Here is a 14,854-nt window from a genome sequence, read left to right on the forward strand (position 1 = left end):
CGATGGTACTGCAGGGGGGACCCTGTGGGAGAGTAGGACGCCGCCGAACAATCATTGTGGGAAAGCCCCGCACCTTCTGGTGCGGGGCTTTTCTGCGTTCAGGGGCCGAGGATGATGGCGAAGAAGGTGATCTGAAGAGTGAAGGGGGTCGGACTCCGGGGAGCCGACCCCCTTTCGTGTTTTGGGGTGGCCCGGTGCCGGCTCTCCAGTGCTTCTGAGTGCTGGGTGAATGATGAAGGGGCCGTCCCTCGCGGGGCGGTCCCTTCGTCGTTCCGCGCCCTGGAAGGGTTTCCGAAGGATCAGAAGTGCCGGACCTCGGCGACCGTGAAGGGACCGGGCGTGCCGGGGCCCATGGGGCCGCCCTTGTCGAACTGGGAGCGGACGACCAGGGTGCGGTGCCCGGTGTGCACGAGGGTGGTCGGGATCTGCAGCGACGGGTCGGTGACCGTGCGGACGAGGCGCGCGGTGGTGCCGTCGTGGCCGAGCTGCCACCGGCTCAGCGTGTTGGTGGTGTTGTGCGCCACCCGCAGGACGCCGTGGTGCAGGTCGAGTCCGTCGGCGTGGGTGAGGTCGCCGCCGGTCAGCGCGACGCGCCGGACGGCGCCGGTGGTGAGGTCGACGCGGTAGAGGCCGCCGCCGGTCATGTCGACGGTCAGCAGGTACCGCCCGGCGGGGTCGGCCACGATGCCGTTGAGGGTGACGGTGCCGGGGGGCTGCTGGGGCAGCTGTGCGGTCAGGTCGAAGCGGCCGGTGAGGAGGGCGCGGCCGCCGTGGGCCCGGGCGTGCGCGAGGTCGGCCGGGGTGACCCGGTAGAGGACGCCGCGCATGCTGTCGGTCAGGTACGCGGTGCCGTCCGGGGTGAGGGCGATGTCGTTGACGAAGCGCGGGGTGCCGCCGGCGGGCAGGTCGAAGCGGGCGAGCAGGTGGCGGGTGCGTACGTCGTAGACCGCCACCCCGGTGGTGGAGTCGGTGACCCACAGGCGGCCGTGTCCGTCGACCTTCAGGCCGTTGGCGGTGTGCCGGCCGTCGGTGCCGGCGGGGAGGAAGACCTCCGCGGCGTCCCGGCCGGGTATCGCGCGGTAGACGGCGCCGTTGGTGTACGAGCCGACGTACACCGCGCCGGTACGGGCGTCCGCGGCGATGCCCTCCGGGTACGCGCGGGAGTCGGGCAGCGTGAACGCCGTGCCGATCCGGGCTGCGGCGGGTCGGGTCGCGTGCGGGTACGGGTGCGGTGCGGCGGCGTGGGCGCCGCCCGGGGCGGCGAGGGCGGTGGGGGCGCCGAGGGAGGCCAGCGCGGCGGTGGCTGCCGCGAGCGCGGTGGCGGCGGCGAGGCGGGTCCGGTGGGGCGTACGGGACGGCACGGAAGGCCTTTCGGTCGATGTCATTCGGTGTGGGCGAATCTATGTTAGAGGTCTAATGGTCGTCAATGGGCTCATACAGGGAAGGGGTCTGTCGTCGGCCTCGGCCGTTACGATGCGCAGATGACGTCCATGCCCGCCGCGGAGCGCCTCGGCTTCCACATCAAGCGCGCAGAGCAGGCCCTCCAGGCGGCCAAGACGGCCGCGCTCAAGCCGGCCGGAGTAACGGTTCCGCAGTACGCGGCCCTGCTCTCGCTCGCCGAGTACCCCGGCATCTCCGCCGCCGCTCTGGCCCGCAACTGCGGGGTCACCCCGCCGACCATGAACACCGTTCTGAAGAACCTCCAGGAGCGCGGGCTCATCGAGCGGACTCCGCACGCGTGGCACCGCAACGTCCTGGAGACCCGGCTCACCGACGCCGGGCGCGCCCTGCTGGACGAGGCCGACGTGGGCGCCGTGCGGGTCGAGCGGGCGCTGGCCGCCGCCTTCGGCGACGAGGAGCGCGCGGCGCTGGTCGAGATGCTGGGGCGGTGTGCGGACGTGCTGGACGAACTCCGCGGCTGAGGTCCGGCGGGGGTGCCCCCGGCGCGCGGACGTCCCCGAGCAGCCCACACCGCCGTGCGGGTCGTCGACGGCGGTGGCCACAATGGCCGGGACCCCGTCCGCGGCATGAGGGAGGGTTGTCCGGAGTGGATCGGCCGGTTCCCGAGCGGACCGTCGCCCGGCTGCGTACCCGGGCCTGGGCGCGCACGGCCGGTAGCGGGGCCGTGGCGCTGGTGGCGGTCTTCGCGCTCGGTATCGCCACCGCCGAGCCCGGCGTGCCTGCGCCGTACGACCGTGCGTTCCCCGCCGTCGGCGTCCTGATGGCGAACGGCGAGCACTGGTGCACGGCGAGCGTCGTCGACAGCCCCCGGGGAAACGTGGTCGCCACCGCCGCGCACTGCGTCGCCCCCGCCGGCGAGGACGGCGAGGAGGGCCAGGTGGCGCAGGACGGCCTGGCCATCGGCGTGCTGTCCTTCGCGCCGGGCTTCTCCGGCAAGGACCCGGGACGGCTTCCGTTCGGGGTCTGGAAGGTCGCGTCCGTCCACGTCGACGAACGATGGACGAGGTACGGCGACGAGACGGCCGACTTCGCCTTCCTGACCATCGCGCCGGACGCGCGGGGCCGGACCGTGGAGCAGGTGGTGGGGCGCGGGGCGGTGCCGGAGCCGGACTGGTCCTCGGGGCCCGAGCGCGAGGTCACCGTCGTCGGCTACCCCGAGCCGGACCACAACCCCGACAACCGGCCCGTCGCGTGCACGACGCGGACCGAGCCGGACGGCGAGGACCCGAAGATGCTCTACATCAACTGCCCGGGCTTCTGGACCGGCACCAGCGGGAGCCCGTGGGTGGCCGACCGGGGCGGGCCCGGGCGGCCGGGCCGGCTCATCGGGGTGCTGAGCGGCGGGGACACGGACGCGGACTCGACGGCCGCGCCGTTCGACGCCCGTGCCCGGCGGCTGTACGAGGCGGCCGCGGCGGGGCGTACGGAGGGGCCGCCGGCGAAGCCGGCCGGTGGGCGCTAGCTCCGCCGCTCCGTGCTGACGATCACCCCGACCGCCGCGACCACGATGCCGCCCCCGACCAGGATCGGCCAGGTCAGCGCCTCGTCGAGGATCAGCGCGCCGAGGAGCACGGCGACGACCGGGTTCACGTACGCGTACGTGGCCACGAGCGACAGCGGTGCCGCCCGGAGCAGCCACGCGTACGCCGTGAACGCCACCAGCGAGCCGAACACCACCAGGTACGCCAACCCCGCCCACGAGCGCCCCGACACCGCGCCCGGGTCGAAGCCGTGCTGCTCGCCGCGGGCGAAGGCCACCACCAGACCGGCCGTGCCTCCGACGAGCATCTGATAGGCGCTCGCGGCGAACGGGTCCTTGGGCATCGGCAGCCGGCCCGAGATGAACGAGCCGAGCGCCCACAGCAGCGACGCGAGCAGGATCAGCCCCACGCCCCACAGCTCCACGTTGCCGCTGAGACCGGACTGGGTCAGCACCGCCAGCCCGGCCAGGCCGATCCCGACGCCCGCCAGGGTCGGCAGCGGCGGCCGGTCCCCGGTCGTGGTGCGCAGGACCACCATCCACAGGGGGACGGAGGCGATGAGCAGGGCCGCCAGGCCGGAGGGCACGGCGGTCTCGGCGAGCACCACCAGGCCGTTGCCGCCGAGGATGAGGAGCAGGCCCACGAGCGCGGCCGAGCCCAGCTGCCGGCGGGTCACCTTGAGCGCGGCGGGGCCCTGGCGCCAGGCGACGAGGGCCAGGAGGAGCAGGCCCGCGACGAGGAAGCGCGAGCCCGCGGACAGGAAGGGCGGGAGGGTCTCGACGACGACGCGGATGCCGAGGTAGGTCGAGCCCCAGACGACGTACACGATCAGCAGGGCGCCCCAGACGGCTCCGCCGAGGCGCCCGGTGGAGGGTGGTGCGCCGGTGGCGGCGGAGGGTCCGGTGACAGGAGCGTCCTTTGTTGTGCCCATGACGCGGATCCTAGGGGTGGGGCGCGCGGACGTCGAGGGAGTTTGCCCGCTATCGGGCAGGATCCACGGCTTCGGGGGGCTCCGCCACCGCTGAGGGGGGTCGCGAAGGTGCTCGGCTCGGCCTTGTGGCGGGTGGTGGGGTTGGTCAGGTCGTCGGGTGGCGGTGGTCAGGTCGTCAGGTGGTGGGTTGCGCCGGTCCGGTCCGGTCCGGTCCGGTCCGGTTCAGTTCGGTTCAGTTCAGGTCGGCGAGGTCGACGGCGCGGGCCATCGCCCGGTATCCCGCGTCGTTCGGGTGCAGGTGGTCGCCGGAGTCGTAGGCCTCGCGCAGCCGGCTCGGCGCGGCAGGGTCCCGTAGCGCTCGGTCGAAGTCCACCACGACGTCGAAGACCTCGCCCGCGCGGATGTGCGCGTTGACGGCCCGCCGCACCGCGTCCTCCTCGGCGCTGTAGCTCTTGTGCCCGTGGAACGGTGTCAGCGTCGCCCCGACCACCAGCAGCCCGCGCGCCCGGGCCCGCCGGGTCAGCTCCCGCAGCCCGTCGAGGATCCGGTCCGGTTCGGGCCGGTCCGACCGCGTGCCGGAGGGCCGCATGACGTCGTTGATGCCCAGCTCGACCACCACCACGCGGACCCCGGCCCGCCCCAGCACGTCGCGGTCGAAGCGGTCCAGGCCGCTGGGGCCGGTGCCCTCCGCGAGCAGCCGGTTGCCCCTGATGCCCGTGTTCGCCACGGCCAGCCGCGGCACGCCGGTGGTCCCGGCTCCGTCGGCTCCGGCTCCGGATCCTGCTCCGGCTCCGGATCCGGTCTCTGCCGCCGCGCGCCGCAGCCGGTCGGAGAGGACGTCGGGCCAGCGGCGGTTCGCGTCCGTCGAGGACTCCGCCCCGTCGGTGATGGAGTCGCCGAAGGCCACCACCGTGCCGACCGCACGGTCCGTCCGTACGTCCACCGCGACCAGGTGCCGCCAGACGCCGGTCTTCTCCGTGAACGTCCTCCCGGTCTCGTCGTCCGTGCCGTCGCCCTCGCCGGCGTACGAGGTCTGCCGCGCGCCCGGGTGCTGGGTGACCGGGCCGCCCGGCTCGGCGCCGGCCGGCCCGTACGTGCTGACCAGGACGTCCGTGTCGGCCGGTAGCCGCAGCCCGACGGCGTCGCTGGTGACCTCGTCGCCGGGCGGGATCGTCACGTCGGGTGCGCCCCCGAAGGACAGCCGCGCCAGCGAACCGGGCTCGGCGGCGGGGGTGCCGGGGCCGGCGGCGAGGCCGATCGTGGCGCTGGTGATGCGGAGCGGGCCGACGCCGAAGAGGTTCGACAGGGTGATGCGCACCTGGTCACCGCCGACGCTGGTGTGCACGACGTTGCGGAAGGTGCGTCCGGAGTGGCCGCGCAGGTACGTGTCGGGCTCGGGGCCGACCGGCGCCGCCGACCAGGTGCCCACCCAGTGCGGGGCGATCCGGCCGCCCTTGTCGACCGGGCCCGCGGTCCGGCCGCTGCCCTTGACGGGGGTGCTCGGCCCGTCGTCCACCGCCGCGGCGCCGCCGCCCGGCCCGTCGCCGGGTCCGTCGTCGCCCCCGACCAGGAACGCCGTGCAGATCCCGGCCGTGACCAGCACCGCCAGGGCGACCAGGGCGGCGAGCAGCGACCGGCGCGGGGCGCGGGTGCCGGTGCCGGCACCGGTGCCGGCACCCGCGCTGGGAGGACCCCAGGGGGTGGGGCCGGGGGACGGGTGGCCTGGGGTCTGGGCCTGGGCTGCTCCGGGGGCCGGCGCCGGAGGCGGGGCCGGTGCCGCGACGGGGGCCGCGGGGGCCGGGGCGCCGGGGGTCGGAGGTCCGGTGGGCGGGCGGCCCGGGGGCGGGGGGCCCGGTGTCGGGGCGTGCATGCGGCGGGTTCCTCCGGCGGTCTCCCCGGCTCCCGACCCGTTTCCCCCAATGGGGTACGGGCCGCCGGGAACTCCCGGCGCGTCCCGGGAGTCGGTCAAGTAGTCAGGGCCATTGCGACCAGATGCTATGCGTACGAAACCGTACGGGACCGGTCCGCGCAGCCGTGAAGGGGGCGGGGGAAGGCAGGAGCAGGTGGAACGTACGACACAGCAGGCGGGCGACGACGGGCCGGCCGGGACGCGGCGGGCCGACGGGCAGGGGTCGGGACCGGGGACGGGACCGGGTCCGGGGTCGCGGGCCGCGTTCGCGTACAGCGCGGCCGACGAGGAGAAGCGCCGCGGAGTGCGCCGGATGAAGGCCACGGCCACCGGGCTGCTCCTGTTGGTCGCGCTGGTCTACGCCCTCGCGACGTGGGCGGGGCACGCGGGCGCGGGCGGCTGGGCCGGGTACGTCGCGGCCGCGGCCGAGGCGGGCATGGTCGGTGCGCTGGCGGACTGGTTCGCGGTGACGGCCCTGTTCCGGCGGCCGATGGGCCTGCCGATCCCGCACACGGCGATCATCCCGACGAAGAAGGACCAGCTGGGCGTGTCGCTGGGCGAGTTCGTCGGGGAGAACTTCCTCTCCGCCGACGTGGTGACGGCACGCCTGCACGCCCTCGGCATCGGCGGCCGGCTCGGGAGCTGGCTCGCCGAGCCGGAGCACGCCGACCGGGTCACCGCGGAACTGGCGACGGCCCTGCGCGGCGCACTGACGGTGCTGCGCGACTCCGACGTCCAGGCCGTGGTCGGCGAGGCGATCACCCGGCGCGCGGAGACGGCGGAGATCGCGCCCGGGGTCGGCAAGGCGCTGGAGCGGATCGTCGCGGACGGCGGGCACCGGCGGGTGGTGGACCTGCTGTGCGTACGTGCCCACGACTGGCTGGTCACCCACGGCGACGCGGTGATGGACGCGGTGCAGGGCGGGGCGCCGGGCTGGACCCCGCGCTTCGTGGACCGGAAGGTCGGCGAGCGCGTCTACAAGGAGCTGCTGCGCTTCGTCACGGAGATGCGGGACATGCCGGAGCACCCGGCGCGCGGCGCGGTGGACCGGTTCCTGACGGACTTCGCCGCCGACCTGCAGTCGGACACCGAGACGCGCGAACGGGTGGAGCGGCTCAAGTCCGAGATCCTGGGGCGGAGCGAGGTGCAGGACGTGATCGCGTCGGCGTGGGCCGCGATCCGCTCGATGATCCTCTCGGCGGCGGAGGACGAGCACAGCGAGCTGCGCCTGCGGGTGCGGGCGTCGCTGGTCTCGCTGGGGCGCCGGCTGGCCACGGACGGGCGGCTGCAGGCGAAGCTCGAGGGCTGGATCGAGGGTGCGGTGGTGTACGTCGTCACCAACTACCGCGCCGAGATCACCTCGCTGATCACCGACACGGTGGCGGGTTGGGACGCGGAGCACACGTCGCGCAAGATCGAGGCCCACATCGGTCGTGACCTGCAGTTCATCCGCATCAACGGCACGGTGGTCGGTGCCATGGCGGGGCTGCTGATCTATGCGGTGTCGCGGGGGGTGGGGGCTTAGGGGCGTGGGGGGTGGGGCTGTGGGGGTGGTCCCGGCGTCCGGGACCTGGTGGGCTGGTCGGGGTCGGGGGCCGGCTCGCACCGCCAAGGGCGGGGCGGCCTGGGTCGGGGTGGGTACGCAGGGGGGTGCCGGGGGCCTTTGCCCTGGCACCCCCCTCTGCTCCGTGGGTTGGGGGTTGCCCGCTCCGTCGGACGGGGGCCGCTCGAGGCGGTGGTCGCCTACGTGGCGGGGCGGCGGTGGTTCACTTCGCGGGGCGGCGGTCCGATACGGCCCAGGCGGTGCCGGCGACGACCGCCGTGGCCGTGAGGACGGCCGGCCAGGCGCCGATCTTCTTGGCCAGCGGGTGCGAGCCGGCGAAGCCGGCCACGTACAGGCCGCCGAGGGCGGCCGCGGCCGCCCCGCCGGCGTGCCGCTGCCACTCGCGGGCCGCGACCGCGCCGGCGGCCGCGAGTACGGCACCGCCGAGCGGGCGCTTGCGCGTCCAGCGTGCGACGGCGTAACCGCCCACCAGCCCGCCGGCGGTCACCGCCGACGTCGGAATCCGTGCCATGTCCGTCCATCCCTCCGTTGGTTGGGCCCTGCCCCGCGGCCGGTCGTGCCGCGGGCAGGCCGGGGCGCGGCGGCGACCGTCGCACGCGACGGGCGCGCACCCGCGGCTTTCGAGGCTAACGCGCCGGTCTAGCGCGCCCGCCGGGAGGCCCTCAGCGCGCCCAGCGCGCCCAGGACCATGACCGTCCCGCCCAGGACCGAGTCCGGCACGGCCTCCTGCACCGACGTCGGCAGCAGGGACATCACGCCGAGTACCAGCAGGAACGCCACCGCGCAGCCGCCCGCGCCGAGCAGGAGCCGGGAGAAGAGGCCGTGTGACATGGGTGGTCCGCCTTGCGGTGCGAGCGTGCGTACGTACGTGTGCCCACTCAACGCCCCGGCGTCCCCTCACGACACGGCCCGCCCGTGCCGGATTTGTCGCACACCCTCCGGATCTGCGGACGTGCCGGCCGTGGAACCGTTCCGGCGTACATTCGGTCTCGAAGGGGGGAGATCCAGCCATTGGGGGAGATCCGCCCAACCGGGGAGATCCGCCCATGGGGTACGAGGCGCACAGAGGAGCACAAACGTGATCTGTTACGGACCGGCCGTCCTCGACCTCGCGGAGGAGCTGGTCGACACGTACGCCGAGGTGTTCTCGGCGCCGCCGTGGAACGAGGACGAAGAAACCATTCATCAGTTCTCTCTGCGGCTCCAGGCCGACACCCGCAGGACCGGCTTCCGCACTGCCCTCGCCCAGTCCGCGGCCGGCATCGACGGGTTCGCGACCGCCTGGCTGACGGCCCGGACCCTCCCCGAGGACCGCGCGTACGCCCAGGTCGCCGCGCAGCTGGGGGCCGAGCGGGTCCGCGAGCTCCTCGTCGGCGCGCTGGAGATAGACGAACTCGCCGTACGCCAGTACGCCCGCAGCCAGGGCACCGGGCGGGCCCTGCTCGCCGAGCTCGCGGCGGACGCGCCCGGCAGCCGGGCCTGGGTGCTCACCGCGCGCAAGGCGGCCGACACGGTGGCCACGTACCGGCGCCTGGGCTGGCACGAGGTGGCCCCGCTGCCCGGCACGGCGAACGGGGTCCTGGTCTTCCTCGCCCCCGACCACCCGGCGGCCGGCGTCTGAGGGCACCCGGGGCATGATCCGGCGGGCGGGCGGGGAACACCCGGGGCATGATCACTCACGTCTCGAGCACCCCGTCCGCGCCGCACCTCCCGGTCTCTCCCTCGTGCACCCCGCCGGCATCGCAGCTCCCGGTCTCTCCTTCCTGCACCCCGCCCGCGCCGTCGCGGCAGTGCGGCCGGCGGGCCCCGGCTGACGCGCTGCGGCGTCTGGCGGACCGGCAGTGCGGGCTCGCGACCCGTCGGCAGCTCCGCTCGGCGGGGGTGCCCGCCGGTACCCTCGCGGGCCGCTGCCGCCCGGGGGGCCCGTGGCAGCGCCTGCTGCCCCGCGTCTACCTGCTGCAGACCGGCCCGCCCGATGCGCGCCAACGCGCCCTGGCAGCGGTGCTGTACGCCGCCCCGGGTCCGGCCGGGGCCGTCGGCGGGACCGCCCCCGACCCGCTCTCCGGCGGCGGCGCGGCCCTGACCGGCGGGGCCGCGCTGGCGCTGCTGGGTGTCCGCGACGCGCCCGCCGTACCGCTCGACGTCCTCGTCCGGGCCCCGCGCCGGCCCGCGCCCGCGGGCGACGTACGCCCGCTGCCGACCTCCCGCTGGCCCGCCACCTTCACGGTCGCGGGCGTGCCGGCGGCCCGACCCGTCCGGGCGGCGGCGGACTTCGCCCGGCACGCGGCGGCCGCGGACGCCGACCGGGTCCGCAGCGTCCTCGCGCAGGTCGTCCAGGCGGGCTGGTGCCACCCCCAGGACCTGTACGCCGAGCTGCGCGCCGCCCGCGCCCTGAACCGCCCGGGGGTCCGCGCGGCCGCCGCCGAACTCGTGGCCGGCGTACGGTCCGTGGCCGAGGGGCGGGCCCGCGACGTGCTGGCGGCGGCGGCCGACCTGCCGGTCCCGCTCTGGAACGCCCGCCTCACCACCTCCGACGGCACCTTCCTGGCGACGCCGGACGCGTACTGGCCCGACGAGGGGGTCGCCCTGGAGGTGGACTCGGCCGAGTACCACTACACCCGCGACTCCTGGCAGGCCACGCTCCGGCGGCGGCTGCTGCTGGAGTCCCACGGCGTGCTCGTGGCCAGTGCCACCCCGGCGACCTTCCGCGACGCGCCCGACCTGGCCCTCGCCGCCCTCCGCGCGCTCCTCGCCCTCGGCGCCGCCCGTCCCGGGCCGCTCGCGCTGCGGGTCAAGCCGTCGGCGCCCGTCCAGCTGGTCCTGCGCTTCTAGCGGGGATCCCGGCAAGGGCCGCCCGGGCCCCGGCGGTCAGCGGGCGCCGTGGCAGTCGGTGTAGGGGCGGCCGGAGGTGCACCAGCACGGGTCGGAGGGGGCGGGGGGCCAGGGCACGGCCTTGCCGCGGGCGGCGAGCGTGGTGGCGTACTCCGCCAGCAGGGAGGGGGAGGAGGGGGAGGTCTTCTCGGACGCGGCGAAGGCCTCGTACGAGGGCACGCTGCCCGTGACGATGCCCAGGTTCGGCGTGCCGGAGGAGGCCAGGTCGCGCAGGGACGCCTCGATGCTGTTCAAGTGGGCCTCGTGGGAGGGGTACTCGGGCTGCAGCGCCGGGTACGAGGCGAGGAGTTCGGCGAGCTCCGCGGCCGGCCAGTGCAGGACCGCGACCGGGAACGGCCGGGAGAGCGCGGCCCGCCGGTCGCCCAGCTCCGCGCGCAGCCGCGCGATCTCGGCGCGCAGCTCGGCGGGGTCGTTCGAGCCCAGCGCCCAGATCCGCTTGGGGTCGTGCAGCTCGTCCAGGGGGATCGGCCCGGTGTGGCGGGTGTCGGCGACCATGTCCCAGTCGTCGTGGGGCAGCGCGAGCAGCCGCCGCACCCGGTGGCGTCCGGTCAGCAGGGCGGTGGCGGGGATCGAGAGGGGCTCGTCCTCGCGGACGAGGAGGGCGGCCGCCTCGGTGAACGCCGCGTGGGAGTCCTCGAGTTCGTCGTGCGCCTCGAGCGCCTCGGCGATGACCTCCCACGGTGCGGGGTCCTTCGGGGCGGCCGCGCGGATGCCGGCGATCAGGGCGCGCGCCTCGGCCTCGTGCCCGTACTCCCACAGGTTCGCGGCCTGCAGCGCCTTGATCAGGTGCGGGTCGGCGGGCGAGCCGGCCAGCAGGCGGTCGTAGAGGGCGCTCGCCCGCTCGCGTTCGTCGGCGAGTTCGAGGTGGGCCGCGGCCTGGAGGACGAGCGGTTCCTGGTCCTCGGGGTAGCGGGAGGCCGTGCGCAGCAGGCGCTCGGCTTCGGCGATGTGCTCAGCAGGCGTGTCGGGGCGCATGGTCCACACCGTACTGCCGCTGGTCAGTTGGCGGGGGAAGTCCTAGGGTGCGGCCCGCGAAACCTTCACGTGGGCCTTCGGCGGGAGCGGGGTGGGAGGGTGCGCGGTGCGCGGCGGCGGATACCCGTGGTGGTGCAGGGGGACCGACGGCGGTCCGGGCCGCCGCGGCTGCAGCTGTGGCGTCGGCGTCGGCGTCGGCCGGCGGGTGCGTTTCCCCGGGTCCGGCGGCCCGGGCGGGGGGTGGGGTCCCGGCACCGGCCGGCGGTGTCGTCGCTGTCGCGGTCGCTGTGGGCGGGGGCCGAAGTGGCCGTGACCGTCGGGACGGTGTTGCTGCTGCTGGTGGTGCACCAGGTGTGGTGGACCAACCGGCAGGCGCTGGCGGGGGCGCGCAGCCGGGTGGCGTCCTTGGAGCGGGAGTGGGCCGGGGGCCCGGGGGTCGCGGCCGCGACGCCGGTGCCCGGGGTCGGGGACGGGGCCCCGTCCGCGCCGTCCGCGCCGGCGGCGGTGGGCGGGGCGTCGGCGGCGCCGGAGGTGCCCGGTGTCGGCGGCGGTTCCGCGCCGCACGCGTCCGTCCCCGAAGTGCCGCGCGGGGACCGGGCGTACGCGGTCCTGCGCATCCCGCGGCTGGGCGTCGTGGCGCCCGTCGCCGAGGGCGTGGACAAGCGGCGGGTGCTCGACAAGGGGTACGTCGGCCACTACCCCGGTACCGCGCAGCCGGGCGCCCCGGGCAACTTCGCGGTCGCCGGCCACCGCAACACCCACGGCGAGCCGTTCCGTTACGTCAACCGGCTGCGCGCGGGGGACACGCTGGTCGTCGACGTGCGCGGGTGGCGCTACACCTACGTGGTCGGCGTGCGCCTGGACCAGACCCTGGAGCGGGACACCGGCGTCATCGCGCCCGTGCCGCGCAGCCTGGTCCGGCCCTCGTACGGGTACCGCACCCCGGGCACGTACATCACCCTCACCACCTGCACGCCCGAGTTCACGTCGCGCTACCGGCTCGTGGTGTGGGGGACGCTGCGCGACGCGGAGCGGCGGGGCGGGTAGGCGCCGGGGCGGGCGGGCGCCGGGGGCGGGTGGGCGTCCGGGCGGGCGGGGCCTCCGCGGCGTCGGTCCGGGGTGCGCCCGGTCGCCTGTCGGTGGGTGCGGTTACGATCGGGGGGACGTCGCACGCGGTGTGCGGGGGGGAGTCCTGGAGGGGAGGGCCGAGCGATGGTGCGTGCCAACCGGCGTGCCGGCGGGTCGAGTTCCGCCCTCGGGCTGCCCGGGTTCCTCGCGCTGACGGGGCTGCTGGAGCTCCTCGGGTTCGTGGGCGTGCTCTGGGTCTTCGGCGGGCAGGGCGCACTCGCCTCCGCCGTCGCGCTGGCCGCCACCGTGGCCGTGGGCGCGGCCGTCCTCGCCTGCGCCGCCTTCGCCGCGCGCAGCGCCCGTCCGGTGCCACCGACGCGCGTCCGCACCGCGATACGCGACCGGGCGCGGCGTACCGCGTTCCTGCCGCAGCGCGACCCCGACGCCCGCGGCCGCACCCGGCCGAGGGCGCCCGGCCGACTCGTCCCGACGGCCGCTTAGGGGCGCGCCGCACGGTCGCCGGGCTGCCGGACCGTCCCCTCGGGTCCCGCCCGACCTGACGGGGGCCGTCCGCCCGGTGTTCCGCCGTACCGCCGCGCCTTCCTTCGCGGCTCGTCATGCCGACGCAATCCGTTCGCAGGACGAGACCTTCCGGGGGACCCCGATGTCCTTTTTCATCACTGTTGTCGATCTTCTTGCCCGTCTTCTCGACCCCTTGCTCGGCGCCTCGGCGACGGCCGCGGGGATCGTGCTGCTCACGCTGCTCGTGCGGGCCGGGCTGCACCCGCTCACCCGCGCCGCCTTCCGCGGCGAGCGGGCCAGGGCGGCGCTGGCCCCGCGCGTGGCCGAGCTGCGGAAGCGGTACGCCGGCCCGAAGCACGCCGAGCGGCTGCGCCGGGAGCTGACCTCCCTCCATGCGGAGGCGAAGGTCTCGCCCTTTGCGGGGCTGCTGCCGATGCTGGTGCAGCTGCCGGTGTTCTTCGTGATGTACCGCGTCTTTTCCTCCGCCGAGGTGGGCGGACGGGTCAACGGGCTGCTGGACCACCGGCTGCTGTCCGCGCCGCTGGGGGCGCGCTGGGCGGACGCCCTGGGCGCGGGCGGGCCGTTCGGCGCCGAGGGGCTGGTGTTCCTCGCCCTGTTCGCGGCCCTGGCGGCGGTGGCCGGCTGGAACGTGGTGCGCGGGCGCCGGTCCTTCGCGGCGTCGACGGCGGCGCTGACGAGTGCCGGTTCCGGGCCAGGTGCCGGTTCCGGGGCGGGTGGCGCCGGCGACGCCGGTGCTGCCGGGATGCAGCGGGTCGCCCGCTGGATGCCCCTGCTCGCCTTTGGGACGCTGGTCACGGCGGCGATCGTGCCGCTGGCCGCCGGGCTCTACCTCCTCACCACCACCGCCTGGTCGGCGGCCGAGCGGGCCTGGCTCCAGCACCGGTGGGACGCCCGGTCCCGGGCGGCGGTCGCGGCAGGGGCGTAGGCGGCGTAGTCGGCGTAGGCGGCGTGGGCGGGGCGGGGGGAGCCCGGGGCGGGCCGGCGCGTCTCCGGTCGGGCGATGGCGTTCCAGTACGTGAACACGGTCTTGCGCATTGGATGGACTTCTTGGAGGATCGGCCAATCCTCCGATGGCCGCAACCCATCGTCCGGCCCGGGGCATGCCCGCGGGCCGACCACCCACGACCACGGGAGAATGCCCATGAAGCTGCTGCGCGTCGGACCGGACGGGGCGGAGCGCCCCGCGCTGCTCGACCAGGACGGCGTCCTGCGGGACCTGTCCGGTCTCGTCGCCGACGTCGACGGAGCCCTGCTCTCCGACGAGGGCGCGCTGTCCCGGGTGCGGGACGCGGCAGCCTCCGGTGAGCTCCCGCGCCTCGCCGCCGAGGGCCTGCGGATCGGCGCCCCGGTGGGCCGGATCGGCAAGATCGTGGGCATCGGCCTGAACTACCACGACCACGCGGAGGAGATCGGCGCCGCGATCCCGGAGGAGCCGATCATGTTCCTCAAAGCCCCCGACACCGTCGTCGGCCCCGACGACACGGTCCTCGTGCCGCGCGGCAGCGTGAAGACCGACTGGGAGGCCGAGCTGGGCGTCGTCATCGGCAGTACCGCGCGGTACCTGGACTCGGCGGAGGAGGCGCTGGCGCACGTCGGCGGCTACGTCCTCGCCCACGACATCTCGGAACGGGAGTTCCAGATCGAACGCGGCGGCACCTGGGACAAGGGCAAGAACTGCGAGACCTTCACGCCCCTGGGTCCGTGGCTCGTGACGGCCGACGAGGTCGGCGACCCGCAGACCCTGGGCGTGCGCCTGTGGGTCAACGGCGAGAAGCAGCAGGACGGCACCACCGCCAACCAGATCTTCCCGGTGGGCGAGGTCGTCCGGTACCTGAGCCGCTTCATGACCCTCTACCCGGGCGACGTCATCGTCACCGGTACGCCCGCCGGCGTCGCCATGGGCCGGCCCGAGCCGAAGCCCTACCTGCGGGCCGGCGACGTGGTCGAGCTGGAGATCGACGGCCTGGGCCGTCAGCGGCAGGAGCTCAAGGACGCCTGAGCCGGACGCCCACGGGGCCGGGCGCGCGGTG

15 protein-coding genes are annotated in these 14,854 nt (G+C 75.7%); 9 read left to right on the plus strand and 6 right to left on the minus strand.

Features of this window, described 5'->3' with window-relative positions; translation table 11 throughout:
• Positions 1-299: 299 nt before the first annotated feature.
• Positions 300-1,385 (minus strand): SMP-30/gluconolactonase/LRE family protein, encoded by a 1,086-nt coding sequence (locus IF43_RS0132395; RefSeq protein ID WP_234332612.1) that lies wholly within the window; start codon positions 1,383-1,385, stop codon positions 300-302.
• A 96-nt stretch (positions 1,386-1,481) separates the two neighbouring features.
• On the opposite strand from IF43_RS0132395, the gene IF43_RS0132400 reads away from it, so the two are divergent.
• Together IF43_RS0132400 and IF43_RS0132405 are read left to right on the plus strand one after the other, a co-directional pair.
• Entirely contained in the window at positions 1,482-1,922 is a 441-nt protein-coding gene (locus IF43_RS0132400) for a MarR family winged helix-turn-helix transcriptional regulator (RefSeq protein ID WP_199922819.1), read from the plus strand.
• A 125-nt stretch (positions 1,923-2,047) separates the two neighbouring features.
• Positions 2,048-2,923 (plus strand): serine protease, encoded by an 876-nt coding sequence (locus IF43_RS0132405; protein WP_234332614.1) that lies wholly within the window; start codon positions 2,048-2,050, stop codon positions 2,921-2,923.
• Here IF43_RS0132405 and IF43_RS0132410 read toward each other — a convergent pair.
• Positions 2,920-3,873: an EamA family transporter gene (locus tag IF43_RS0132410; protein WP_030209293.1), complete on the minus strand. Its 954-nt coding sequence runs from the start codon at positions 3,871-3,873 to the stop codon at positions 2,920-2,922. The genes IF43_RS0132405 and IF43_RS0132410 overlap by 4 nt on opposite strands.
• Before the next feature lie 232 nt (positions 3,874-4,105).
• Positions 4,106-5,743 (minus strand): SGNH/GDSL hydrolase family protein, encoded by a 1,638-nt coding sequence (locus IF43_RS0132415; protein WP_078910627.1) that lies wholly within the window; start codon positions 5,741-5,743, stop codon positions 4,106-4,108.
• A 127-nt stretch (positions 5,744-5,870) separates the two neighbouring features.
• Here IF43_RS0132415 and IF43_RS0132420 point away from each other — a divergent pair, with 127 nt between their 5' ends.
• Positions 5,871-7,307 (plus strand): DUF445 domain-containing protein, encoded by a 1,437-nt coding sequence (locus IF43_RS0132420; protein WP_030209298.1) that lies wholly within the window; start codon positions 5,871-5,873, stop codon positions 7,305-7,307.
• A gap of 241 nt (positions 7,308-7,548) precedes the next feature.
• Here IF43_RS0132420 and IF43_RS0132425 read toward each other — a convergent pair whose 3' ends face one another.
• Positions 7,549-7,857: a hypothetical protein gene (locus IF43_RS0132425; protein WP_030209300.1), complete on the minus strand. Its 309-nt coding sequence runs from the start codon at positions 7,855-7,857 to the stop codon at positions 7,549-7,551.
• A gap of 128 nt (positions 7,858-7,985) precedes the next feature.
• Positions 7,986-8,177 carry a hypothetical protein gene (locus IF43_RS0132430; RefSeq protein ID WP_030209307.1) on the minus strand — a complete coding sequence of 64 codons (192 nt, stop codon included), beginning with the start codon at positions 8,175-8,177 and terminating at the stop codon, positions 7,986-7,988.
• Between the two features lie 247 nt (positions 8,178-8,424).
• Between IF43_RS0132430 and IF43_RS0132435 the strand changes: the two genes are divergently transcribed.
• Together IF43_RS0132435 and IF43_RS0132440 are read left to right on the plus strand one after the other, a co-directional pair.
• Positions 8,425-8,967 (plus strand): GNAT family N-acetyltransferase, encoded by a 543-nt coding sequence (locus IF43_RS0132435; protein WP_037891022.1) that lies wholly within the window; start codon positions 8,425-8,427, stop codon positions 8,965-8,967.
• A gap of 260 nt (positions 8,968-9,227) precedes the next feature.
• On the plus strand, positions 9,228-10,178 hold the full coding sequence (locus tag IF43_RS0132440; protein ID WP_051796622.1) for a hypothetical protein: 951 nt from the start codon (positions 9,228-9,230) through the stop codon (positions 10,176-10,178).
• Between the two features lie 36 nt (positions 10,179-10,214).
• Here the strand turns inward: IF43_RS0132440 and IF43_RS0132445 are convergent, their stop codons facing one another.
• Positions 10,215-11,213: an SEC-C metal-binding domain-containing protein gene (locus tag IF43_RS0132445; RefSeq protein ID WP_030209317.1), complete on the minus strand. Its 999-nt coding sequence runs from the start codon at positions 11,211-11,213 to the stop codon at positions 10,215-10,217.
• Between the two features lie 240 nt (positions 11,214-11,453).
• Here IF43_RS0132445 and IF43_RS0132450 point away from each other — a divergent pair, with 240 nt between their 5' ends.
• The 4 genes from IF43_RS0132450 to IF43_RS0132465 all read left to right on the plus strand — a co-directional run bounded on the left by IF43_RS0132450 (position 11,454) and on the right by IF43_RS0132465 (position 14,823).
• Positions 11,454-12,260, plus strand: coding sequence for a class E sortase (locus IF43_RS0132450; RefSeq protein ID WP_030209321.1), 807 nt, complete (start codon positions 11,454-11,456; stop codon positions 12,258-12,260).
• A 165-nt stretch (positions 12,261-12,425) separates the two neighbouring features.
• Entirely contained in the window at positions 12,426-12,782 is a 357-nt protein-coding gene (locus tag IF43_RS43215) for a DUF6412 domain-containing protein (protein ID WP_030209326.1), read from the plus strand.
• A 163-nt stretch (positions 12,783-12,945) separates the two neighbouring features.
• On the plus strand, positions 12,946-13,749 hold the full coding sequence (locus IF43_RS0132460; RefSeq protein WP_051796625.1) for a membrane protein insertase YidC: 804 nt from the start codon (positions 12,946-12,948) through the stop codon (positions 13,747-13,749).
• 216 nt (positions 13,750-13,965) lie between these two features.
• On the plus strand, positions 13,966-14,823 hold the full coding sequence (locus IF43_RS0132465; RefSeq protein WP_030209333.1) for a fumarylacetoacetate hydrolase family protein: 858 nt from the start codon (positions 13,966-13,968) through the stop codon (positions 14,821-14,823).
• Positions 14,824-14,854 lie beyond the last annotated feature (31 nt).

Source organism: Streptomyces sp. NRRL S-87 (assembly GCF_000719335.1).
GTDB lineage: Bacteria > Actinomycetota > Actinomycetes > Streptomycetales > Streptomycetaceae > Streptomyces.

Coding starts and splice junctions, on each gene's coding strand:
- IF43_RS0132460 (WP_051796625.1), top strand. CDS start 12,946: ATGTCCTTTTTCATCACTGTTGTCGATCTTCTTGCCCGTCTTCTCGAC.
- IF43_RS0132400 (WP_199922819.1), top strand. CDS start 1,482: ATGACGTCCATGCCCGCCGCGGAGCGCCTCGGCTTCCACATCAAGCGC.
- IF43_RS0132410 (WP_030209293.1), bottom strand. CDS start 3,873: ATGGGCACAACAAAGGACGCTCCTGTCACCGGACCCTCCGCCGCCACC.
- IF43_RS0132415 (WP_078910627.1), bottom strand. CDS start 5,743: ATGCACGCCCCGACACCGGGCCCCCCGCCCCCGGGCCGCCCGCCCACC.
- IF43_RS0132465 (WP_030209333.1), top strand. CDS start 13,966: ATGAAGCTGCTGCGCGTCGGACCGGACGGGGCGGAGCGCCCCGCGCTG.
- IF43_RS0132395 (WP_234332612.1), bottom strand. CDS start 1,385: ATGACATCGACCGAAAGGCCTTCCGTGCCGTCCCGTACGCCCCACCGG.
- IF43_RS0132425 (WP_030209300.1), bottom strand. CDS start 7,857: ATGGCACGGATTCCGACGTCGGCGGTGACCGCCGGCGGGCTGGTGGGC.
- IF43_RS43215 (WP_030209326.1), top strand. CDS start 12,426: ATGGTGCGTGCCAACCGGCGTGCCGGCGGGTCGAGTTCCGCCCTCGGG.
- IF43_RS0132420 (WP_030209298.1), top strand. CDS start 5,871: ATGCGTACGAAACCGTACGGGACCGGTCCGCGCAGCCGTGAAGGGGGC.
- IF43_RS0132445 (WP_030209317.1), bottom strand. CDS start 11,213: ATGCGCCCCGACACGCCTGCTGAGCACATCGCCGAAGCCGAGCGCCTG.
- IF43_RS0132430 (WP_030209307.1), bottom strand. CDS start 8,177: ATGTCACACGGCCTCTTCTCCCGGCTCCTGCTCGGCGCGGGCGGCTGC.